Source organism: Janibacter indicus, from assembly GCF_900176385.1.
Classification (GTDB): domain Bacteria; phylum Actinomycetota; class Actinomycetes; order Actinomycetales; family Dermatophilaceae; genus Janibacter; species Janibacter indicus.
The window spans coordinates 96,771-116,601 of record NZ_FWXN01000004.1 but is presented as its reverse complement, the minus strand read 5'-3'; the positions used below and the strand labels follow the sequence as shown (position 1 = coordinate 116,601).

General features: G+C 72.7%; 20 protein-coding genes. 10 read left to right on the top strand and 10 right to left on the bottom strand.

Going from position 1 to position 19,831, the window contains the following annotated elements; all coding sequences use genetic code 11:
- Nucleotides 1–63: 63 nt before the first annotated feature.
- Together sucD and sucC are read right to left on the bottom strand one after the other, a co-directional pair.
- Nucleotides 64–954, bottom strand: a complete 891-nt coding sequence (gene sucD / locus B9B60_RS05795; RefSeq protein WP_084450248.1) for a succinate--CoA ligase subunit alpha — start codon at nucleotides 952–954, stop codon at nucleotides 64–66.
- Between the two features lie 18 nt (nucleotides 955–972).
- Nucleotides 973–2,154: an ADP-forming succinate--CoA ligase subunit beta gene (gene sucC / locus B9B60_RS05790; RefSeq protein WP_084450247.1), complete on the bottom strand. Its 1,182-nt coding sequence runs from the start codon at nucleotides 2,152–2,154 to the stop codon at nucleotides 973–975.
- A gap of 178 nt (nucleotides 2,155–2,332) precedes the next feature.
- Here sucC and B9B60_RS05785 point away from each other — a divergent pair, with 178 nt between their 5' ends.
- Together B9B60_RS05785 and B9B60_RS05780 are read left to right on the top strand one after the other, a co-directional pair.
- Nucleotides 2,333–3,247, top strand: coding sequence for an esterase/lipase family protein (locus B9B60_RS05785; protein WP_234993764.1), 915 nt, complete (start codon nucleotides 2,333–2,335; stop codon nucleotides 3,245–3,247).
- Nucleotides 3,248–3,411: 164 nt separating this feature from the next.
- Entirely contained in the window at nucleotides 3,412–4,344 is a 933-nt protein-coding gene (locus tag B9B60_RS05780) for a M23 family metallopeptidase (RefSeq protein ID WP_084450246.1), read from the top strand.
- A 123-nt stretch (nucleotides 4,345–4,467) separates the two neighbouring features.
- Here the strand turns inward: B9B60_RS05780 and pcrA are convergent, their stop codons facing one another.
- Together pcrA and B9B60_RS05770 are read right to left on the bottom strand one after the other, a co-directional pair.
- A complete protein-coding gene (gene pcrA, locus B9B60_RS05775; RefSeq protein WP_084450245.1) occupies nucleotides 4,468–6,900 on the bottom strand; it encodes a DNA helicase PcrA in 2,433 nt (810 codons plus the stop codon).
- 36 nt (nucleotides 6,901–6,936) lie between these two features.
- Nucleotides 6,937–8,169 (bottom strand): glycosyltransferase, encoded by a 1,233-nt coding sequence (locus tag B9B60_RS05770; RefSeq protein ID WP_084450244.1) that lies wholly within the window; start codon nucleotides 8,167–8,169, stop codon nucleotides 6,937–6,939.
- Between the two features lie 130 nt (nucleotides 8,170–8,299).
- On the opposite strand from B9B60_RS05770, the gene B9B60_RS05765 reads away from it, so the two are divergent.
- The gene (locus tag B9B60_RS05765; RefSeq protein WP_084450409.1) at nucleotides 8,300–9,568 is read left to right on the top strand and encodes an MFS transporter; all 1,269 of its coding nucleotides are present in this window, start codon (nucleotides 8,300–8,302) and stop codon (nucleotides 9,566–9,568) included.
- 9 nt (nucleotides 9,569–9,577) lie between these two features.
- Here B9B60_RS05765 and B9B60_RS05760 read toward each other — a convergent pair whose 3' ends face one another.
- Nucleotides 9,578–9,988, bottom strand: a complete 411-nt coding sequence (locus B9B60_RS05760) for a rhodanese-like domain-containing protein (protein ID WP_084450408.1) — start codon at nucleotides 9,986–9,988, stop codon at nucleotides 9,578–9,580.
- Nucleotides 9,989–9,993: 5 nt separating this feature from the next.
- Nucleotides 9,994–10,167 (bottom strand): cupin domain-containing protein, encoded by a 174-nt coding sequence (locus B9B60_RS17465; RefSeq protein ID WP_226283319.1) that lies wholly within the window; start codon nucleotides 10,165–10,167, stop codon nucleotides 9,994–9,996.
- Between the two features lie 413 nt (nucleotides 10,168–10,580).
- Here B9B60_RS17465 and B9B60_RS05750 point away from each other — a divergent pair, with 413 nt between their 5' ends.
- Nucleotides 10,581–11,171 carry a GNAT family N-acetyltransferase gene (locus B9B60_RS05750; protein WP_084450243.1) on the top strand — a complete coding sequence of 197 codons (591 nt, stop codon included), beginning with the start codon at nucleotides 10,581–10,583 and terminating at the stop codon, nucleotides 11,169–11,171.
- A 10-nt stretch (nucleotides 11,172–11,181) separates the two neighbouring features.
- Nucleotides 11,182–12,150, top strand: a complete 969-nt coding sequence (ligD, locus tag B9B60_RS05745) for a non-homologous end-joining DNA ligase (RefSeq protein WP_084450242.1) — start codon at nucleotides 11,182–11,184, stop codon at nucleotides 12,148–12,150.
- Nucleotides 12,151–12,160: 10 nt separating this feature from the next.
- Here ligD and B9B60_RS05740 read toward each other — a convergent pair whose 3' ends face one another.
- Nucleotides 12,161–12,493 carry a TfoX/Sxy family protein gene (locus B9B60_RS05740; protein ID WP_143445453.1) on the bottom strand — a complete coding sequence of 111 codons (333 nt, stop codon included), beginning with the start codon at nucleotides 12,491–12,493 and terminating at the stop codon, nucleotides 12,161–12,163.
- Between the two features lie 232 nt (nucleotides 12,494–12,725).
- Between B9B60_RS05740 and B9B60_RS05735 the strand changes: the two genes are divergently transcribed.
- The 3 genes from B9B60_RS05735 to B9B60_RS05725 all read left to right on the top strand — a co-directional run bounded on the left by B9B60_RS05735 (nucleotide 12,726) and on the right by B9B60_RS05725 (nucleotide 15,594).
- Nucleotides 12,726–13,559, top strand: coding sequence for a uracil-DNA glycosylase (locus tag B9B60_RS05735; protein WP_084450241.1), 834 nt, complete (start codon nucleotides 12,726–12,728; stop codon nucleotides 13,557–13,559).
- 4 nt (nucleotides 13,560–13,563) lie between these two features.
- Nucleotides 13,564–14,553: a quinone oxidoreductase family protein gene (locus B9B60_RS05730; protein ID WP_084450240.1), complete on the top strand. Its 990-nt coding sequence runs from the start codon at nucleotides 13,564–13,566 to the stop codon at nucleotides 14,551–14,553.
- Nucleotides 14,554–14,715: 162 nt separating this feature from the next.
- Nucleotides 14,716–15,594, top strand: coding sequence for a hypothetical protein (locus B9B60_RS05725; protein ID WP_084450239.1), 879 nt, complete (start codon nucleotides 14,716–14,718; stop codon nucleotides 15,592–15,594).
- 62 nt (nucleotides 15,595–15,656) lie between these two features.
- On the opposite strand, the gene B9B60_RS05720 is transcribed toward B9B60_RS05725, so the two are convergent.
- The 3 genes from B9B60_RS05720 to B9B60_RS05710 are packed head-to-tail and all read right to left on the bottom strand — an operon-like array spanning nucleotide 15,657 to nucleotide 17,860.
- Nucleotides 15,657–15,995 carry a hypothetical protein gene (locus tag B9B60_RS05720; protein ID WP_084450238.1) on the bottom strand — a complete coding sequence of 113 codons (339 nt, stop codon included), beginning with the start codon at nucleotides 15,993–15,995 and terminating at the stop codon, nucleotides 15,657–15,659.
- Between the two features lie 33 nt (nucleotides 15,996–16,028).
- Nucleotides 16,029–16,700, bottom strand: a complete 672-nt coding sequence (locus B9B60_RS05715; protein WP_084450237.1) for an NUDIX hydrolase — start codon at nucleotides 16,698–16,700, stop codon at nucleotides 16,029–16,031.
- Complete coding sequence (locus B9B60_RS05710; protein WP_084450236.1) at nucleotides 16,697–17,860, bottom strand: glycosyltransferase family 4 protein; 1,164 nt, start codon at nucleotides 17,858–17,860, stop codon at nucleotides 16,697–16,699. Before B9B60_RS05710 ends, B9B60_RS05715 begins: the two co-directional genes overlap by 4 nt.
- 42 nt (nucleotides 17,861–17,902) lie before the next feature.
- Between B9B60_RS05710 and B9B60_RS05705 the strand changes: the two genes are divergently transcribed.
- Together B9B60_RS05705 and B9B60_RS05700 are read left to right on the top strand one after the other, a co-directional pair.
- A complete protein-coding gene (locus tag B9B60_RS05705; RefSeq protein ID WP_084450235.1) occupies nucleotides 17,903–18,748 on the top strand; it encodes a PIG-L deacetylase family protein in 846 nt (281 codons plus the stop codon).
- Nucleotides 18,745–19,824 (top strand): lysylphosphatidylglycerol synthase transmembrane domain-containing protein, encoded by a 1,080-nt coding sequence (locus tag B9B60_RS05700; protein WP_234993763.1) that lies wholly within the window; start codon nucleotides 18,745–18,747, stop codon nucleotides 19,822–19,824. The genes B9B60_RS05705 and B9B60_RS05700 overlap by 4 nt, the downstream gene beginning before the upstream one ends.
- Nucleotides 19,825–19,831 lie beyond the last annotated feature (7 nt).

Here is a 19,831-nt window from a genome sequence, read left to right as displayed (position 1 = left end):
GCACGACGAAGGGGAGGGAAGACCTCGCGGTCTCCCCTCCCCTTCGCTCGTGGGTCGGGCTGGTTACTTGCCCAGACCCTGCATGATCTCGCGCATGAGGGCAGCGGTCTCGGACGGCGTCTTGCCGACCTTGACGCCGGCGGCCTCGAGGGCCTCCTTCTTGGCGGCAGCCGTGCCCGAGGAGCCGGAGACGATGGCGCCGGCGTGGCCCATGGTCTTGCCCTCCGGGGCGGTGAAGCCCGCGACGTAGCCGACGACCGGCTTCGTGACGTGCTCCTTGATGTAGGCCGCAGCCCGCTCCTCGGCGTCGCCACCGATCTCGCCGATCATGACGATCGCGTCGGTCTCGGGGTCGGCCTCGAAGGCCTCGAGGCAGTCGATGTGCGTCGTGCCGATGATCGGGTCGCCACCGATGCCGACGGCCGTGGAGAAGCCGAACTCACGCAGCTCGTACATCATCTGGTAGGTCAGCGTGCCCGACTTGGAGACCAGGCCGATGCGACCGGCGCCGGCGATGTCCGCCGGGATGATGCCGGCATTGGACTTGCCGGGGCTGATCAGGCCGGGGCAGTTGGGGCCGATGAGGCGCGTGGCCTTGCCGACGGAGTAGTTGTAGAACTCCGCGGAGTCCCTGACGGGGATGCCCTCGGTGATGATGACGGCGAGGCCGATCTCGGCGTCGATGGCCTCGACGACGGCGGACTTGGCGAAGGCCGGCGGCACGAAGATGACCGACACGTCGGCGCCGGTCTCCTTGATCGCGTCGGCGACGGAGCCGAAGACGGGGACGGACTGGCCCCCCGGGAAGTCGACGCTCTGGCCGGCCTTCTTGGGGTTGACGCCGCCCACGACGTTGGTGCCCGAGGCGAGCATGCGCGTCGTGTGCTTCATGCCCTCCGCGCCGGTCATGCCCTGGACGATGACCTTGGAGTCAGCGGTGAGGAAGATTGCCATGTCTGTTTCAGTCGTCCTTTACTTCGCGGCCAGCTCGGCGGCCTTGCGGGCAGCGCCGTCCATGGTGGCCTCGACGGTCACGAGCGGGTGGTTGAACTCGGCGAGGATGCGACGACCCTCGTCGACGTTGTTGCCGTCGAGACGCACGACGAGGGGCTTGGTGGCCGAGTCGCCGAGGGTCTTGAGGGCGCCGACGATGCCGTCAGCGACCGCGTCGCACGCGGTGATGCCACCGAAGACGTTGACGAAGACGGACTTGACCTGCTCGTCGCCGAGGATGACGTCGAGGCCGTTGGCCATGACCTCGGCCGAGGCGCCGCCACCGATGTCGAGGAAGTTGGCCGGCTTGGCCTTGCCCCCGGTGAAGTCCTCACCGGCGTAGGCGACGACGTCGAGGGTGCTCATGACGAGCCCGGCGCCGTTGCCGATGATGCCGACGTTGCCGTCGAGCTTGACGTAGTTGAGGCCCTTCTCCTTGGCCTTCGCCTCGAGCGGGTCGGCCGCGGCCTTGTCCTCGAACTCGGCGTGGGCCGGCTGACGGAAGTCGGCGTTGCCGTCGAGGGTGACCTTGCCGTCGAGGGCGACGATGTCGCCCTGCTCGGTCTTGACGAGGGGGTTGACCTCGACGAGGGTCGCGTCCTCGTCGCGGTAGACGACCCACAGCTTCTTGAGCACGTCGGCGATCTTGGCCTGGTCGGCCTCGTCGAAGCCGGCGGCCTGGACGATCTCGGTGGCCTTGGCGTCGTCGATGCCGACGTTGGGGTCGACCGCGATGCGGGCGAGGGCCTCGGGGCGCTCGACAGCGAGCTGCTCGATCTCCATGCCGCCCTCCTTGGAGCACATGGCGAGGTAGGTCCGGTTGGCCCGGTCGAGCAGGATGGAGAAGTAGTACTCCTCGGCGATCTGCGCGCCCTGGGCGATCATGACCTTGTGGACCGTGTGGCCCTTGATGTCCATGCCCAGGATGGCCTCGGCGTGCGCCTCGGCCTCGTCAGCGGTCTTGGCGACCTTGACGCCGCCGGCCTTGCCGCGGCCACCGGTCTTGACCTGGGCCTTGACGACGGTGACACCGCCGCTCTTGGCGCCGATGGTCTCGGCGGCTGCTCGAGCCTCCTGGGGGGTGGTGGCGACGGCGCCGGCAAGAACCGGGACGCCGTGCTTCTCGAACACGTCGCGTGCTTGGTACTCGAAGAGATCCACGAGGGTGATTCCGTCCTCTGCTGTGGTAACGGGGTGCGGGACGAGACTAGCCCCCGGACGAAGGGGGAGCACGTCCGGTCTCGCGAGCGCTCGCGACGCGGGGTCGTTCAACCGTGGATCACGGAGTCGTCACGAGATCTCGCTCAAAGCACCGAAGCGGGGTTACCCTCGGGTCACCATGGCCACGCAGCAGCCGCACGACGGCGACCTCGCGACCGGCGACCCGGCACCGACGTCGGCGAGCCTGCGGTCCGGCGTGGTCGACCAGGCCCGGCGGATGGCGACGACGCAGGCGATGGTCTTCGCCGCCGTCGAGCTCGTCTGGGCGACGACGCACTTCTCCCTCTACCCCTTCGGCACCCGCTCGCCCCGCCGCGGCGGCCCGCGCCACGGCTACCGCATCGAGCACCTCAACCCCGTGCGCCGCGGCATGCTCGTCGCCGGCCTCGTCGAGAGCGGGACGCCGATCCTGCTGCTCCACGGCTTCGCCGACAACCACTCGATCTTCACCGTGCTGCGTCGCGGCCTGCTGCGGCGCGGCTTCAGCCGGGTCTTCGCGATGAACTACTCCGTGCGCACCCGCGACGTGCGCACGGCCGCCGCCCAGCTCGCGGAGGAGGTCGAGGCGATCGTCGAGGAGACGGGCTACGAGCGGATCCACATCGTCGCGCACAGCCTGGGTGGGGTCGTCGCCCGCTACTACGTCACCCGCCTCGGTGGTGACGAGCGCATCCACACCCTCGCCACGCTCGGCGCGCCGCACACGGGCACGCTCGCGGCCTACCTCCTGCCCACCTCGCTCACCCGCCAGTTGCGCCCCGGCAGTGCGCTGATGCAGGAGCTCAACGAGCCCGCGCCCGGCTGCCGGACCCGGATCATCGCCTTCTGGTCCGACACCGACGAGGTGATCGTCCCGGCGGTTGGGGCCTCACTCCAGCAGGAGGGCGTCGAGGTGACCAATGTGCGCCTGCGGGGCGTCGGGCACCTGTCGCTGCCGATCCTGCCGACCGTCGTGCACAAGATCGCGACGAGCCTCGTGCAGATCGACTCCGAGGGCAACCAGACCGCGTCGGTCACCGACATCTCCGCCTGATCGGGCGCCCGCGCGCGACGGCCTCGACGGGGTCGACCACACTCGTGTGGCCCGGGCCACCCTCAGTTTTGCATAACGAAATGGTCACGCTAGGGTTGCCGAGATTTGTCCACGGTCCCACCCCAGGGGCTGAGTCCGAGATCCCCTGCGAGGACGTCCCCTTCATGAGTGAGTACACCGGTCGACACCGGCCGCCCACCCGCGCCGAGCGCCGCGCCCAGCAGCGCCGATCGCGCCTCCCCAAGAGCTTCGGCCCCGCCTACGCGCTGCCCACCGCGGCCGCCGCGGCCCTCGTGCTGACGGCTGCCGGCGCCACCGCCGCGCAGTCCTCGCCGTTCACCTCGGCCGCCTCGCACGCGCAGGCCGCCTTCACCCCGGCCGGCGCCGAGACCCCGAGCGCCGCTGCGCTGCTCTCCGACCCCGACGTCGTCGAGAGCGCCCGCGCCCAGTCCGCCACGACCACCGACGAGACCGACGGTCTCGCCCAGCGCCGCCAGGCCGCGTCGACCTCGGTCGCCCAGGACCAGGGCCGCACCCAGGAGCGCCAGCGCGTCGCCCGCGACAAGGCCCGCAAGCAGCTGGCCGCCGACCGCGCCGAGGCCAAGAAGCGCGCCGCCCGCGAGCGCTCCGCCGAGAGCACCTCGGGCTCGACCACCACGGCCGCCGGTGCCGAGACCAGCGACTCCGGTGACGCCAGCTCGGTCGGTGCCCAGGGCTGGGTCAAGCCGCTCGACAACGCGGTCTTCACCTCCCCCTTCGGTCACCGCTGGGGTCGCCTGCACGCCGGTCAGGACTACGCCGCCGCCGTCGGCACCCCGCTCAAGGCGATGAGCAGCGGTGAGGTCATCGGCGCCGGTCCGATGGACGGCTACGGCATCTACATCGACATCAAGTACTGGGACGGCACGGTCTCGCGCTACGGGCACCTGAGCTCGGTGAGCGCCTCCGTCGGCCAGCAGGTCGCCCCGGGCGACACCGTCGCCCTCTCGGGCAACACCGGCCGCTCGACCGGGCCGCACCTGCACATGGAGATCCACCCGGGCGGCGGCGAGCCGATCGACCCCGCCGGCTGGCTCGCCGAGCGCGGGATCAGCTGACCCACCCAGCCAGCCCGAAGGGGGCCGACGACCACTGGTCGTCGGCCCCCTTCGGTCGTCCGGAGGCTGCATTGCCGTAGGGCAATGCGACGTCAGCCTGCATTGCCGTAGGGCAATGCAGCCTCAGAGCTTTTCGAGGGGGGCATAGCGCAGCAGGAGGCGCTTGACGCCGTCCTCGCCCCCGAAGTCGACGTGGGCCATGGCCTTGTCGCCCTCGCCCTCGACCCGGATCACGGTGCCCAGACCGAAGCTGTCATGGGTGACCTTGTCGCCGTCGGACAGGGCGATCACCGGACGGTTGCCGGGCGAGCGGACACCGGGCCGCGCAGCCAGTCGAGCGACCGCCGGGGCATTCGTCGAGCGGGTCGGGCCGACCGGCGGACCGGTGCGCTCCCACCGCACGAGGTGCTGCGGGATCTCGTCAAGGAAGCGCGAGGCGGGGTTGTACTGCGGCGCACCGAAGGCGCTGCGGACCGCGGCCCGCGACAGGTGCAGCCGCTCCCGGGCACGGGTGATGCCGACATAGGCCAGCCGCCGCTCCTCCTCGAGCTCGACCTCCTTGCCCAGGCTGCGCTGGTGCGGGAAGGTGCCGTCCTCCATGCCGGTGAGGAAGACGACCGGGAACTCCAGACCCTTGGCGGTGTGCAGAGTCATGAGGGTGACGACGCCCTGGTCGTCGGCCTCGTCGTCGGGGATCTCGTCGGCGTCGGCAACGAGGCTGACCTGCTCGAGGAAGTCGTCGAGGCTGATGACCTCGCCGGTCTCCTCGCGGGTCGCGTCGAACTCGCGGGCCACCCCGACGAGCTCTTGCAAATTTTCGAGGCGGGTCTCGTCCTGCGGGTCGCGGCTGGCCTGCAGCTCGGCGACGTAGCCGGTGCGGTCGAGGACGGCTTCGAGGAGGTCACCGATGCCGGCCCCCTCCTCCTGCAGCGCGCCCAGACTCTCGAGGAGTGCGGTGAAGCCACGTACGGCCGTGACCGACCGGGTCGCGATGCCCGGTGCGTCCTCGACCCGACCGAGCGCCGCGACGAAGGGGATCCGCTCGCGATCGGCGAGCTGCGCCACGGCGGCCTGGGCCCGGTCGCCGATGCCCCGCTTGGGGACGTTGATGATCCGGCGCAGGTTGACGGTGTCGGCGGGGTTGGCGACGACGCGCAGGTAGGCCAGTGCGTCCTTGACCTCGCGCCGCTCGTAGAAGCGGGTGCCACCGACGACCTTGTAGGGCAGGCCGACGCGGACGAAGACCTCCTCGATGGCGCGCGACTGGGCATTGGTCCGGTAGAAGACCGCGACGTCGCCGGGCCGCACGCCGTGCTCGTCGTGGAGCTCGTCGATGGTCTTGGCGATGAAGGAGGCCTCGTCGTGCTCGTTGTCGCCGACGTAGCCGACGATCGGCTCGCCCTCGCCGGACTGCGTCCAGAGGTTCTTCTTGCGACGGGACTCGTTGCGCTCGATGACGGCATTGGCCGCGGTGAGGATCGTCTGGGTCGAGCGGTAGTTTTGCTCCAGCAGGATCGAGCGCGCGTCCGGGTAGTCCTCCTCGAACTCGATGATGTTGCGGATCGAGGCCCCGCGGAAGGCGTAGATCGACTGGTCGGCGTCACCGACGACGACGAGCTCGCTCGGCTCGACGGCGTGCTCGCCCCGGGTCGCGTCCTTGTCGCCGCCCACGAGCTCCTTGACGAGCATGTACTGCGCGTGGTTGGTGTCCTGGTACTCGTCGACGAGCACGTGGCGGAAGCGGCGACGGTAGTGCTCGGCCACGTCGGGGAAGGCCTGCAGGATGTGCACCGTCGTCATGATGATGTCGTCGAAGTCGAGCGCATTGGCCTGGCGCCGCCGACGCTGGTACTCGGTGTAGACCTGCGACAGCGTCTGGTCCTGCTGCGTGCCTCCCGGCTGCTGCGCGTCCTCGTCGGCCGCGACCCGGCGGGCGTACTCCTCCTCGTCGACGAGCTCGTTCTTGAGGTTGCTGATCCGGTGCCCCATGGCCCTCGGCGGGAAGCGCTTGGGGTCGAGGTCGAGGTCGCGCATGACGAGGGCGATGAGCCGCTGGCTGTCGGCGGCGTCGTAGATCGAGAAGCTGCTCTTCATGCCGACCTTGGTGGCCTCGCGGCGCAGGATGCGCACGCACGCCGAGTGGAAGGTCATCACCCACATCGCCTTGGCCCGGGGACCGACGAGGTCTTCGACCCGCTCGCGCATCTCCGCGGCGGCCTTGTTGGTGAAGGTGATCGCGAGGATCTGCCCCGGCTGGGCACCGCGGGCGGCGAGCAGGTGGGCGATGCGGTGGGTGAGCACCCGGGTCTTGCCCGAGCCGGCGCCCGCGACGATGAGCAGCGGACCGCCCGCGTGCAGGACCGCCTCGCGCTGGGCGGGGTTGAGACCCGCGACGAGCTCCTCGGGATCGCGCTCCGGCGGGCGCTGGTGCGGGCTGTGCGCGGCCCGCGTCGGCCCCTCGGCGGACATGGCCCACGTGGGCACCCCCGCATCGGAGACGTCGGTGGTCCACTCACCGGGGAGGGCATCGGGAAGGTCGTCGAAGAGGCTGCTCATCTCGCCCTCCAGCCTACGTCGGAGCCCCGACACCGATCACCCGGCGAGGGCGGCGATGGCCCGCGAGGCGGCGGCCGGGCCGTCGATCGCAGCGGCCCGGTCCCGGACCTTCCGCGCCGCCTCGCGCAGCCGTGGATCGCGGAGCAGGCGATCGACGATCCCCGGCAGCTCGCCAAGGCGCAGCTGTCGGGCGGTGAAGGGGAGGGCATGACCGGCGAGCTCGCACTGCCGGATGTTCCAGCGCTGCTCCGCCTGCAGCCCGATCCCGGCGAAGGGGGCACCGGAGACGCACGCCGTCTGCACCGTGCCCTCGCCACCGTGGGTCACGGACGCGTCGACGAGCCCGGCCAGTCGGTGTGCCGGGATGAAGTCGGTCATGACCACCGAGCGGGGAAGCCGGCGACGGTCGGCTTCCGTGAGGTACCGGCCGGCCCCGGAGACGATCTCCACGTCGAGGGCCCCGACCGCCTCGAGGACCGCGAGCACGAGGTCGCGGCGTGCCGAGGACCCCATGCCCACGTAGACGACGGGCCGGCCGGTGGCGGTCAGGGCGTGGACCTCCTGCGGCAACTCCCCCGCCGTCCGGGAGTAGACCGGACCGATGACCTCGTCCCTCGGCCCGAGCGGCAGCGGCTCGAGCGCGGGCGGGAGCGAGGCGATGAGGTTGAGATCGCCGTCCAGCGCCTCGAGCGTGGTTGGGGGCAGGCACACACCGTGCTCCGCCGCGACGGCGCGGAAGGCCCCCGGCAGGTAGGTCAGCCTCTGGCCCACCGTCCGGATCGTCCGACCCGCCACCGCGTTGGCCGCCGTCGCGAGGCGCCCCCGCCCGGCAACCACCGGGAAGTCGCTCATGGACGACAGGTGCCCGCGACTCATGGCGTAGGGCTTGACGTAGACGAGGGGGATCCCGGCCGCACGGGCCGAGACGAAGGTGCTCATCGTCGACCCGATGACGACGACGTCGGGTCGCCACTCGTCCATGAGGTCGAGCTCGCTGCGCACTCGCCGGCGCAACATGTCGACGGTGAAGGGGTGCCGCACCGCACGCCCCTGGTCGACGGCGAGGAGACGGTCGGCGTCCGCCTCGCTCAGGCGGGGCTCGAGCAACTCGAGGGGCAGCCCGGCGTCCGTCACGTGACCGCTGAAGCGCGTCGAGTACCCGCAGACGATGACCTCGTGCCCGTCCGCTCGCATGCGGCGCGCGACCTCGACCCCGCGGGAGGTCTCCCCCAGGTTGAAGGTCTCGGGAGCGAAGAGGACGCGCACCATGTCCTCTGCCTACCACGCGCCCCGGGTCTCGAGGGCCTCGCTGGCGCTCGGCCACCTCGACCAACGGGGGTCGAGGTGCGAGCTGGCGAGCCTCGAGACCACTCAGGAGTATCTTGCGCCGGTGAGCCCGATGCGCGAGGACCTGAGTCTGCTGCGCGAGCGACGCTTCGCCTCGCTCTTCGCCGCGCGCACCCTGTCGATGCTCGGGCTCGCCTTCGCACCGGTGGCACTGGCCTTCGGGGTGCTCGACCTGCCCGGGGCCGACGCCGGCACCCTCTCGCTCGTCGTCGCCGCCGAGGCGGTCCCGCACGTGCTCGGCCTGCTCCTCGGTGGCGTGGTCGCCGACCGCTACCCGCGCCGGCTGGTGATGTTCACCGGGGAGTGCCTCTCGCTCGTCGCGTGGCTGGGCATCGGCACCATGCTCCTCGTCGGCTGGGCGCCGATCCCGCTCGTGTGCGCCTTCGCCGTCCTCACCGGCCTGGCGGGCGCGGTCGTCTGGCCGGTCCTGTCGGGGATCATCCCCGAGGTCGCGCCGCGCGACCGGCTCCAGCCGGCCAACGCCCTGCTCGCCGTGGGCGCCAACGCCGCTCGCGTCGGCGGCCTCATCGCCGCGGGCGCGGTGGTCGTCGCCATCGGTCCCGGCTGGGCACTCATCACGGCCGCCGCGATCTACGCCTGCGCGGCCGGCTTCGCGTGGCGCATCGGCACCACCCGCCCCGGACGCGAAGGGGGGACCTCCGTCCTCGCCGAGCTGCGGGAGGGGTGGGTCGAGTTCTCCTCCCGGGAGTGGCTGTGGGTGGTGGTCGCGCAGTTCGCCCTGCTCGTCCTCGCCTGGCAGGGCGCGCACACCGTGCTGGGCCCGGTCGTCGCCAAGGCCGAGCTGGGCGGGGCCGGCGCGTGGTCGGCAATCCTCACCGGTGAGGCCGTCGGCATGCTCGTCGGGGTCCTCGTCGCGATGCGCATCCGCCCCCGCCGGCCGATCCTCGTCGGTGTCCTGCTCACCTCCGCCACGGCCCTGCCCTACCTGCTCCTCGGGCTCGGCGCTCCCCTGCCGGTCATCGTGCTCGGCGGCTTCGTCATGGGGCTGGGCATGGACGCCTTCACCGTGCTCTGGCAGACGACCATGCAGCGGGAGGTACCGCCGGAGGCCCTCTCCCGGGTGGCCTCCTACGACGCCTTCGGCTCGATGGTCTTCGGTCCGGTCGGGGTGCTGCTCGCCGGTCCCGCCGCGGTGCACCTCGGCGCGCACACCGCGCTGCTCGTGTGCGCCGGCGTGATCATCGCCTCGGCCCTGCTCGCGCTGCTCTCCCGTGAGGTGCGCACCCTGCAGGCACCGGAGGTGGCCACCCCGGTGCCCGAGGGCAGCTTCGCGGCGCCGGTCGACCCGGCTGCGCCCTGACCCCCTTCGTCAGGCCGCGCGGAGACGGGCCACCGGCAGCCCGAGGTCACGCCACGCGGCGAAGCCCCCGACGACGTCGGTCGCCCGCCCGATCCCGATGGAGCGCAGGGAGTCCGCCGCCAGCGACGAGGTGTAGCCCTCCTGGCAGATGACGATGACCCGGTCGCCGAGGGCGACGCCGGGCAGCGAGGCCTCCTGCCGCGGGTCGAGCCGCCACTCGAGGACATTGCGCTCGATGACCCAGGGGTCGAGGACGCCGGCGACCTCCCCTTCGGCAGCCCGCTGCGCCGCGGGGCGGATGTCGACCAGGCGCGCGGTGCCCTCGCGCACCTCCCGCCAGGCCTGCGTCGGCGTGATGCGGCTCAGGCGGGAGCGGGCGTCGGCGAGCAGCGCGTCGATGCCGGCGTGGTGGCCGGCCATGCCGCTCACCACGCCGGTCGCTGCTCGACGCCGGAGGGCCGCAGCGCTCCGTCGACGAGGTCGTAGTGGGTCATCTGCGCGAGCGTCGGGCTGTAGGCGTGGACCGAGACGGCGACCTCGCGCCCGAGGTTGGCGACGTCGTGGAGGTGGCTGCCCCCGAAGGCTTGCGGATGAGCCAGACCTGCAGCTGCGGGCTGTCGGCGAGCAGCCGCCAGCTGCGCTCACCGGGGCGTTCGGGGTCGGGACCGAGGGTGTCGGCCAGGGCAGGGTCGCTCGAGAAGAGCTGCGTCAGCCGCAGCAGCTGGACGGGGGTGAAGGCCTCGACGCCGGGGGTCGGCCCGGCGAGGGCAGGGGTGGACGAGGTCGTGTACATGGGCGGGCTCCTGTGCGGTGGTCTGCGGGCTGCGGTCAGGCGCAGCGGCGACAGAGGGCACCGAGGTGGAGCGCGAGGTCCAGGTGCAGACGACGCACCCCGGCGAAGGGGGTCCCGGCGCGCGTCGTGTGGTCCATGCCGAGAGCCCACCACGTGCGCACCCCTCCCGTCAAACTCCTATTCACATGGTGGGAGATTGCTCGGCCTAGGGTGTCCGGCATGACCCAGATCGTGCGACCCGACGCCCGCTACCAGCGCTCCTACCTCGAGGCGCTGGACGAGTTCGACGGGGCGCACCGCGACGGCGACGGCGAGCTGCAGCTGGCGGCCGACCCGACGACGGGCTTCGCCGGCCTGGACTTCACCCGCGAGGGGCTCGAGAACCCCGACGCCTTCCGTCGGCTGGTGCAGGCGCGCCGCGCCGACGAGCTGCCGGAGACCCCGAGGCCGGCCCACTTCGTCCCGTGCACCTACCTGTGGATCGTCGAGGGCGACACCTATCTCGGCTCGATCGCCTTCCGGCACGAGCTGACCGACTTCCTCCTCGAGCAGGGCGGGCACATCGGCTACTCGATCCGGCCCTCGGCGAGGCGGCAGGGGCACGCGAGCGCCGCCCTGCGCCAGGTGCTCGAGCTCGCCGCCGAGATGGGGCACGACCGGGTGCTCGTCACGTGCGACGAGGACAACGCCGCCTCCCGCGCGACGATCGAGGGCGCCGGTGGGGCCTACGAGGACTCGCGGGTCGGCAAGCGGCGCTACTGGGTGCCCACCCTGGTCACGGACCGCCCCGCGGGCGCCCGGCTGGCCTAGTCTCAAGGACATGGCCCGCGGCAAGCACGGCGAGGACGTCCATCTCGACGTCGGGGGGCGCGATGTGCGCATCTCCTCCCCCGACCGGGTCTACTTCCCCGAGCGCGGGGAGACCAAGCTCGACCTCGCGCACTACTACCTGGCCGTCGGCGACGGGATCCTGCGCGCGCTGCGCGAGCGGCCGACGATGCTGCACCGCTTCCCCAAGGGGGTGAGCGGCGCCAAGGTCCACCAGAAGCGCCTGCCCAAGGGGGCGCCCGACTGGGTCGAGACGGTGCGGCTGCACTTCCCCCGCTTCGACCTGCACGCCGACGAGCTGTGCCCGACCGAGCTCGCGCAGATCATCTGGGCGGTGCAGATGAGCACGGTCGAGCTGCACCCGTGGAATGTCCGCCGCGCCGACGTCGACCGACCCGACGAGTGGCGGATCGACCTCGACCCCATGCCGGATGCTCCCTTCGACCGGGTGCGGCGGGTGGCCGGCGTCGTCCACGAGGTGCTCGACGAGCTCGGGGTCGTCGGCTACCCCAAGACGAGCGGCGGGTCCGGCCTGCACGTCTACGTCCGGGTCGAGCCGCGGTGGGAGTTCGGCGAGGTACGAAGGGCGGCGCTCGCCTTCGCCCGTGAGGTCGAGAGACGCGCCCCGCAGGACGTGACGACGACGTGGTGGCGCAAGGACCGCGACCCGGCGGCGGTCTTCGTCGACTACAACCAGAATGCCCGCGACCACACCATCGCGGCCGCCTACTCGGTGCGAGGCAATGCGCGCGGGACGGTGTCGACGCCGGTCACCTGGGACGAGATCGCCGACGTCGAGCCGCAGGACTGCACGATCGCGACCGTACCGGAGCGCTTCGCTGAGGTCGGCGACCTGCACGCGAGCATCGACGACGTCGCGCACGACCTCACGCTGCTCCTCGAGTGGGCCCAGCGTGACGAGGCCGCCGGGCACGAGGGGCCGGCGGACCCGGGCGACTGACCGCGGCCGGCTACTCCCCGCGCCGCAGGCAGGCGTCGAGCCAGTGGGTCAGGCCCGCCTCGTCGTCGACGGCATCGGGGTGGACGTCGAGCCAGCTCGGGCCCATGTCCTTGCCGCCCATGTCGGCGATCTGGGCGTAGAGCGGGCCGGCGTCGGCGAGCAGGTCCGCGCTCTCGACGGGGTCGACGCGCGCGAGCAGCCCTCCCCCGCCGCGGACGCCGACGAGGATCGACCCGCCGACCATGAAGATCAGCGCGCCGAACATCCTCTTCTCCTGCCACTCGATGCCGCGGTCGGCGAGGTCGGTGCGGATGCGAGCGGCGAGGGCTATGTCGATGGCCACCGGACGAGTCTGCCCCACCCGCCGGTCGAGGTGGCCGAGCGCCAGCGAGGCCCTCGAGACCGCGCACCAGGTCTCGAGGCTCGTCGCAAAGCTCCTCACACCTCGACCAACGGGTGTGATGGTCGTGGTGGCCGAGCGCCAGCGAGGCCCTCGAGACCCCGCACCAGGTCTCGAGGCTCGTCGCAAAGCTCCTCACACCTCGACCACCGGGATTGGCCCCTATGTTGGATGGATGAGCGAGCTGCTGCCGCACCCGGTGACGGGCGCTCCCTTCGCCTCACCGGTGGCGCCGGGGACCGGCTGGCCGGACGACCTCGCGAGCGCGGAGACGCCCGTGGCCCGCACGGCTGCTCAGGTGAGACGACTGGCGAAGGGAGCGACGGGCGAGGAGCTCGACGCCCGGATCTCCGTGTGCCGGGCCTGCCCGCGACTCGTCGCCTGGCGCGAGGAGGTCGCGGCCACCAAGCGCGCGGCCTTCGCCGACCAGCCCTACTGGGGGCGGCCGGTGCCGGCGCTCGGACCGCCCGACGCCCCCGTGGTGATCGTCGGGCTGGCGCCGGCGGCGCACGGGGCCAACCGGACCGGGCGCAACTTCACCGGCGACCGGTCGGGCGACTGGCTCTTCGCCGCACTGCACCGGGCGGGGTACGCGGGCCAACCCGAGTCCTGGGCGGCCGGGGACGGACTGACCCTCGACCGCGTACGGATCATGGCCCCGGTGCGGTGCGCGCCCCCGCAGAACAAGCCCACGACCGACGAGAAGCAGACGTGCGCACCGTGGCTCGACGCGGACCTGGCGAGGAGCGCTCCCTTCGTCCGCTCGATCATGTGCCTGGGTGCCATCGCGTGGGACGCGACGATCGCCGGGGTGCGGCACGCCGGGTGGGAGGTGCCCCGACCGAAGCCGAAGTTCGGCCACGGCGCCCGCGCGGGCCTGCGCACACCCGAGGGACGCGAGGTGGAGCTCGTCGGCTGCTACCACGTGAGCCAGCACAACACCCAGACCGGTCGGCTCACCGAGGCCATGCTCGACGAGGTCATCGGCTCGCTGCAGTCCCTAGGGTGAGGGCATGGCCACCACGCGCGCACTCGTCGTCACCCGCCACGGAGGACCCGAGGTCCTCGCCGTCGAGGAGAGGGAGGTGGCGGAGCCGGGCCCCGGGGAGGCGCTCGTCGAGGTGGCGGCCGGAGGCGTCAACTTCATCGACGTCTACCAGCGGGAGGGGATCTACCCGACCGAGCCGCCCTACGTCGCGGGCTTCGAGGCGGCCGGCACCGTCCGCGCCGTGGGTGAGGGCGCGGCCGTCGCCGTGGGAGACCGGGTCGCCTGGTCGATGACCTCGGGCCTGCACGCCGAGCTCGTCCTCGCCGACTCGACGCGGCTGCTGCCCGTCCCCGACGACGTCGACCTCGAGACCGCGTGCGCCGCGACGCTGCAGGGCATGACCGCCCACGCGCTCGTCACCGACTGCGTGCGCGTCGAGGAGGGCACCGTCGCCGTCGTGCACGCCGCGGCCGGTGGCGTCGGGCAGCTGCTGACGCAGATGATCACGAACCGCGGCGGCACCGTCATCGCGACGGCGGGGTCGGACACCAAGCTCGAGATCGCTCGCTCCCGAGGTGCCTCCGAGGTCATCGACTACGGCCAGAGCGAGGACCTCGCCGCCGACATCGCCGCCGCCGCACGCCGGCTGGGGGCCGACGCGGGTGTCGACGTCGTCTACGACGGGGTGGGCAAGGCGACCTTCGACGCGTCGCTCGCGTCGCTGCGCCGGCGCGGGACCCTCGTGCTCTTCGGCGCGGCGTCCGGGCAGGTACCCCCCTTCGACCTGCAGCGGCTGAACTCCGGCGGCTCGCTCTTCGTCACCCGGCCGACGCTGGCCCACTACATCGAGGACCGCGAGGAGCTGCTCATGCGCGGGCGCGAGGTCTTCGAGGACATCGCGGCCGGACGGCTCGACATCGCCATCGGTGGGCGGCACTCCTTCGCCGAGGCGGCTGAGGCCTATCGCGCGCTCGAGGGGCGGCAGACGACGGGCAAGGTCATCCTCGTGCCCTGACCCGGCGCTGCGCCCGCGTGTCGCGCGGCAGTTCGGGCTGCGTCCGACGAGGATCCGGGCCTGTCACCCGGCGCGCCGTGCGAACTGCCGCGTGACATGCCGCCGGGTTGCCGCTGTGGAAACCCCCGCGGCGACTGGAGCGATCCGGGCCACTCTTGGGTGATGTCCGTCCTCCCGCTCCTCATCGCTCAGCACGGCGGCACCGCATCGCGCGCCCAGATCCTTGAGATCACCACGCCCATGGGTCTGCGCGACGCCCTCGCGGCGGGAGAGGTCATGCGGCACCGGCGCGGTGTCTACGGGCTCCCACTCGACGAGCAGGGGGCCATCGCCGTCCGCACCGGAGCGGTGCTCAGCCATCGCAGCGCCGCTCTCCACCACGGACTGCCCGTCCTGCACGCGCCCGAGCCGCCGGAGGCCGTCGTCTCCCGCGCTCGCAGCATCACCGTCCCCGACGAGCTGCGGCTGCGCTTCCGCACCCTCGGGCCCGGAGATGTCGAGGGCCCGGCGACCACACCCCTGCGGACCGTCGTCGACTGCGCTCGTGACCTCCCCCTGCCCGAGGCACTTGCAGTCGCCGACTCGGCGCTGCGGTCAGGTCTGGTCACCCCACGGGAGCTGACGCGTGCGACCCTGCCGCGCACCGGTCGCGCGGCGGCTCGCCGGGTGCTGGACCTCGCGTCTGCCGAGGCCGTCAATCCCTTCGAGTCGGGCCTACGCGCTCTGGCGGTCGAGGCGGACGACCGCGGCTGGGTCGCCCAGGTGCCGATCACCCTGCGGGACGGGAGGACACTGCACGCCGACGTGGGTGACCCGGTGACCCGGATCGCGCTCGAGGCAGACAGCCACGAGTTCCACAAGAAGCGCGAGGCCGTGCGCACGGACTGCTGGCGTGGCAACGAGATGACCCTCGCCTGCTGGGTCGTGCTCCGCTTTGCCTGGGAGCACGTGATGTTCAACCCCGACTGGGTGCGCGAGGTCATCGCGTGGGTCGTGCAGCAACGAGGGGGCGTGTCGCGCGGCAGTTCGCGCTCGGCCTGACGTGGATCCGGGCCCGGTGCCGGGCGTGCCGCGTCAACAGCCGCGGGACACGCCGCAGCTGACTACCAGAGGAAGGCGATGGCGGCGTTGACGACCGCCAGGCCGGCGGCGGCCCAGGCGAGCTTGGGCGCGGCGGCCTCACCGCGCTTGGCCTTGGCGTTGCCGATCTCGGCGCAGGCGAGGACGGCGATCATGATGACGAGCTTGGTGCCGATCTTGGCGTGGTTGACCGGGTCGTCGCCCGCCCCGGCGAGGCCGGTGAGGCCCAGACCGAGCAGGAGCTGGATGCGCGCGCCCCACACCTGGATCAGGTGACCGCGCCCGGCGACGGCGGGGCCGACGACGATCGCGAGCATGGCGATCATGTGGAGGATGTAGAGGATGAGGTGCAGGGCGTCCATGCGCCCAAGCCTAGGCGACCTGCGCCCCGTCTCCTACAGCGGGTAGGAGTCGCTGCCCGGCACCCACGGCCAGGCCAGGCGCACCATCTCGGCGAGCGGCAGGTCCCCGACCTCGGCGAGCGGGACCCACGCGGCAGCACCGGTCGAGCCGTCGACCTCCACGACGTGCGCCGGCGTCGGTCGTGGGCAGGTCGCCCGGTGGATCAGCCGCACCGCGTGGAAGTCCTCGTGCCGCTCCCCGGCTGCCACGTCGCCGACCCAGTGACGTGACTGCACCTGCACGAGCTCGTCGACGACGACCTCCTGCCCGGTCTCCTCGTGCACCTCGCGGACGACGCCGTCGGCCGGGGACTCGCCCGGGTCGACGCCACCGCCGGGCAGGGTCCACAGGCCACCCGCGCCGCCCACCCAGTCGGAGAGCTGCGACATGAGCAGCCGCCCCTCGTCGACGACGAGCGCATAGGCGGCGAGCCGCTGCAGGACCGTCGCGCCGGGCGGGGCAGTCTGCGGCGTCACGGGTGGCACCGGCCCGGGCAGCGGGCTGACCTGCCAGCGGACCTCGACGTCACCACCCGCGAGATCGCTGCCCGTCGGTGCACCCGACCAGCCGTGCGCGGCGAGCAGGTCGGCCGGGTCCTGCCCGTGCGCGAGCGGCCAGCGCCCGACCTCGCCGTCTGGGCCGTCGGCCACGACGACGACGCTCATGCGCCGGCCCGTCGGTACTCGTCGACGGCGAGCGCGACGACGCGGTCCCAGGTCTGGGCCGGCGGCACGCGTCGGTTGTGCGCGGCGATCCGGGTGCGCAGGGTGTCGTCGGCGACGAGCCGCACGAGCGCGTCGGCGAGCCCCGAGTCGTCCGGGGCGAGCAGCCCCGAGACCCCGTCGGTGACGACCTCGCGTACCCCGGAGTCGGCGCGGGCGATCACCGGCAGGCCGGCGGTGCGAGCTTCGAGCGCGGCGATGCCGAAGGCCTCCAGGCGGGTCGGAGAGAGATAGGCGTCGGCCCGGGACCAGGCCGCCGCGAGCTCGGGCCTGCTCACCCGCCCGCGCAGCCGGACGACGTCATGCAGCCCGAGCGCGGCGACCCGGGCCTCGAGCCAGGGCCGCAGCGGTCCTTCGCCGTAGACGTCGAGGACCATGGCACCCGGGCCCAGCCGGCGACGGGCGGCGGCGACCACGGAGAGCAGCGCGCCGACCCGCTTGCGGGGGGCCAGGCGGGTGGCCGTGACGAGGCGGACGGGGGTGGTCTCGAGGCGCGCTGGCGCTCTCCCCGGGTCCTGAGGAGGCGCGCCAGCGCCGTCTCGAACGGCGACCAGCGGCGGTTCCCACAGGCTGGGGTCGATGCCATTGGGCAGCACGGCGACGGGCTCCCCCTTCGCCGCCTGTCGCACACCCTCGGCAGCGAAACCGGAGACGGCCGACAGCACCGCCCCCCGCTCCACCCACCGGCGCACCGCCGGTCCGAGGGGGCGTGCGGCGCGGTCGAGGACGCAGTGCCACGTGAGGGCCGTCGGCAGGCCCAGATGGGTCGCCAGCTCGGCCATGTCCCACGCGAAGGGAGAGACGACGCCCAAGTGCACGTGCGCCACGTCGAAGCCCCCTTCGGCCAGCAGACGTCGCGCCTCCGGCACCGCGAGCGGGTTGACCGGCAGGCCCAGCGCGAGCGGGGTGTCGAGTCGGTGCACGAGGATGCTGGGTCTCGAGGCTCCCTTGCTGCGCAAACTCGCACCTCGACCAGCGGAGGTCGCGGTGAGCACCTCGACCTCGTGGCCGGCCTGCACCAGCTGCACCGCGAGGTCCCCCACCTGCGACTCGATCCCGCCCGTGCGCGGCGGGTAGCAGTCGGAGAGCAGGGCCACCTTCACGCGTCCAAGGGTGCCACGGCGCGGTGTGGGAGGGTTTCACCGATGGACCAGCCAGCCCGCACCCTCGTCGTCTTCCACGCGCACCCCGACGACGAGGCGCTGCTCACCGCCGGCACGATGGCGCGGGCCGCCGCCGCGGGACACCGGGTCGTCCTCGTCGTCGCCACCGACGGCGCGCTCGGCCAGGCCGACGAGTCCACCTTCGGGACGAAGGGGGACGCCCTCGCCGCCACCCGCAGCCGGGAGCTGGCCGCGAGCGCACGCGCGCTGGGCGTCGCCCGCACCGTCGAGCTGGGCCACGCCGACAGCGGCAGCGGCCCCGACGTGTGGCCCGACCCGCCGGGCGGGCGCCGCTTCGTCCGCGTGCCGGTGGACGAGGCAGCCGAGGCGGTGAGCCAGATCCTCGTCGAGGAGCAGGCCGACGTGCTGACCACCTACGACCCCCACGGCGGCTACGGTCACCGTGACCACGTGCACGTCCACGAGGTCGGGGCCCGGGCCGCCGAGCTGGCCCGCGAGCGCGGTGTCGACGTGCGGGTGCTGTGGGCGACGGTCCCCCGCGATCTCATCTGCCGGGCCCTCGACCTCGTGGCCAGGGTCTACCGCTTCCCGCCGGAGTTCGACCGCAGCAGCTTCGACCGGGCCTTCAGCGCCTCGGCCGAGATCACCCACCGCGTCCCGGTGCGGCGCTTCGCCGCGGCCAAGCGCGCGTCGATGCGCGCGCACGCCAGCCAGGCGTCGGCCGCGGGGGGCGACGACCGCACGCTCGGGATGCTCGTGCGCATCCCCCGCCCGCTCTACGACCTCGTCTTCGGCCGGGAGTGGTTCGTCGACCCCGACGCCCCGCCCGGCACGACCGCCACCGACGTCTTCGAGGGGCTGGCATGACGGACGCGCTCACCGAGCCGGACACCTCCGGCTCCACCCCACCGACGCGACGGACCTCCCCCTTCGTCCGGGTGCTGCAGGTGACACTCGGGCTGGGGCTTGCCGTCGCCATGCTGTGGTGGGGCCTGCCGCACTTCGCCAAGACGTCGTGGGCCGAGGTGTGGCACGTCCTGCGCACGGTGCCGGCGTGGAAGGCCGCGCTCTTCATGGGCCTCGTCGTCGCCGGGCTGTACTGCTACACCTTCGTGATGACGGGCGCGATGCAGGGGCTGAGCCATCTGCGCGCCCTCATCCTCAACGTCTGCGGGTCGTCCGTGTCCAACCTGCTGCCCGGTGGCGGCGCCGTGGGGCTCGCGGCGACCTACTCGATCGCCAAGTCCTGGGGCTTCTCCGCCGCCTCCGTCACGACGATGGCCGTGGTGACCGGCGTGTGGAATGTCCTCGCCCGGGTCGCCCTCCCCATCATCGCCGTGCTCGGGCTCGCCTGGGGTGCCACGGACTTGCCGACGGCCATGCGCGAGGCCGCCTGGGCCGCGGTCCTGTCCGGCACGGCGATCGTCGTGGTCTTCGCGCTGGCCGTCGGGACCGATGCGGGAGCCCGCCAGCTCGGCCGGGCCATCGACCGGCTGGTCCGGCTCGTCCGACGCGGCCACGGCGACACCGTCGAGGCGGGCCTGACCGGGCTGCGGTCCCGCACCGCCGAGACCGTGCGCACCGGCTGGCTGTCGATGACCCTGGGGATGGTCGGCTTCTTCGGTCTCTACTACGTGCTCTTCCTGCTGTGCACGCAGACCACCGGCATCGAGCTGCCCTTCGGCCAGCTCTTCGCGGCCTATGCGATCGGCCGGCTGCTCACCGCCGTCGGCGTCACCCCCGGCGGACTGGGCGTCACCGAGACGGGCACGGCCGCGGCGCTCGTCGCCTGGGGTGCCGACCCGGCGTCGGCGATGGCTGGGGTGGTGCTCTTCTCGATCTTCACGCACTTCATGGAGATCCCGCTGGGCGCGCTCGGCTGGATCGCCTGGAGCCTCATGCCCCGGGCCAGCGCCCGGGAGCGGGCCGCGACGGAGGCCTGATCGCCCC

Excerpts from the sequence above, each read along its gene's own strand:
- B9B60_RS05770 (WP_084450244.1), bottom strand. The coding sequence starts at position 8,169 with ATGGTGCGCGTCCTCTTCGCTCCCGAGACCTTCAACCTGGGGGAGACC.
- B9B60_RS05705 (WP_084450235.1), top strand. The coding sequence starts at position 17,903 with ATGGACCAGCCAGCCCGCACCCTCGTCGTCTTCCACGCGCACCCCGAC.
- B9B60_RS05715 (WP_084450237.1), bottom strand. The coding sequence starts at position 16,700 with ATGAGCGTCGTCGTCGTGGCCGACGGCCCAGACGGCGAGGTCGGGCGC.
- B9B60_RS05760 (WP_084450408.1), bottom strand. The coding sequence starts at position 9,988 with ATGGCCGGCCACCACGCCGGCATCGACGCGCTGCTCGCCGACGCCCGC.
- B9B60_RS05750 (WP_084450243.1), top strand. The coding sequence starts at position 10,581 with ATGACCCAGATCGTGCGACCCGACGCCCGCTACCAGCGCTCCTACCTC.
- B9B60_RS05780 (WP_084450246.1), top strand. The coding sequence starts at position 3,412 with ATGAGTGAGTACACCGGTCGACACCGGCCGCCCACCCGCGCCGAGCGC.
- B9B60_RS05785 (WP_234993764.1), top strand. The coding sequence starts at position 2,333 with ATGGCCACGCAGCAGCCGCACGACGGCGACCTCGCGACCGGCGACCCG.
- B9B60_RS05700 (WP_234993763.1), top strand. The coding sequence starts at position 18,745 with ATGACGGACGCGCTCACCGAGCCGGACACCTCCGGCTCCACCCCACCG.
- B9B60_RS05730 (WP_084450240.1), top strand. The coding sequence starts at position 13,564 with ATGGCCACCACGCGCGCACTCGTCGTCACCCGCCACGGAGGACCCGAG.
- ligD (WP_084450242.1), top strand. The coding sequence starts at position 11,182 with ATGGCCCGCGGCAAGCACGGCGAGGACGTCCATCTCGACGTCGGGGGG.
- pcrA (WP_084450245.1), bottom strand. The coding sequence starts at position 6,900 with ATGAGCAGCCTCTTCGACGACCTTCCCGATGCCCTCCCCGGTGAGTGG.
- B9B60_RS05765 (WP_084450409.1), top strand. The coding sequence starts at position 8,300 with ATGCGCGAGGACCTGAGTCTGCTGCGCGAGCGACGCTTCGCCTCGCTC.
- B9B60_RS05735 (WP_084450241.1), top strand. The coding sequence starts at position 12,726 with ATGAGCGAGCTGCTGCCGCACCCGGTGACGGGCGCTCCCTTCGCCTCA.
- sucD (WP_084450248.1), bottom strand. The coding sequence starts at position 954 with ATGGCAATCTTCCTCACCGCTGACTCCAAGGTCATCGTCCAGGGCATG.
- B9B60_RS05725 (WP_084450239.1), top strand. The coding sequence starts at position 14,716 with ATGTCCGTCCTCCCGCTCCTCATCGCTCAGCACGGCGGCACCGCATCG.
- B9B60_RS05720 (WP_084450238.1), bottom strand. The coding sequence starts at position 15,995 with ATGGACGCCCTGCACCTCATCCTCTACATCCTCCACATGATCGCCATG.